The following is a 617-nucleotide window of genomic DNA, read 5'->3' on the forward strand; positions in this document are numbered from 1 at the left end:
CCCGCTAAGCGCACGGCGAGTCGTCTACCCAATATCAACAGGTGCCTTATGGCTATCCGTTATCCCGAATCCGAACCGGCTGTGCGTACGGTCAAGCACAAGCTTGAGCCCACCGCCGGTACTGGTACTGTCGCAGCCACCGAGCCGCAGGCGCACGGCCCGCACAAGACGCTGTCTGCCAAGGAGGTGCGCAAGCTATCGATGTTCTCGTCGGCGCTGGTCAAGCCCGCCATTGTCGATAGCTTCCGCAAGCTGTCGCCGCGCGCGCAGGCCAAGAACCCGGTGATGTTTGTCGTCTACGTCGGCAGCATCCTCACCACCATCCTGTGGATCATGGCGCTGCGCGGTCAGGCTGAAGCGCCGGCTGGCTTCATCCTCGCCGTGTCGGTGTGGCTGTGGTTCACGGTGCTGTTCGCCAACTTTGCCGAGGCGCTGGCCGAGGGCCGCAGCAAGCAGCAGGCGGCATCGCTGCGCGGCATCAAGACCACCGTGCAAGCCAAGGTGCTGGCAGACCCGCACCGTCGTGACCGCGTGGAATCGCGCGTCGCCACCGCGCTGCGCCGTGGCGACATCGTCCTCATCGAAGCCGGCGACATGGTGCCCGGCGACGGCGAGGT

The 617-nt window shown here is 65.5% G+C and carries 1 pseudogene; it reads left to right on the top strand.

What is annotated here, in order from left to right:
* Positions 1-48: 48 nt before the first annotated feature.
* Positions 49-617, top strand: a pseudogene (locus ACWKV9_RS27685) (hypothetical protein); the annotation flags it as partial.

Source organism: Pseudomonas corni, assembly GCF_057128765.1.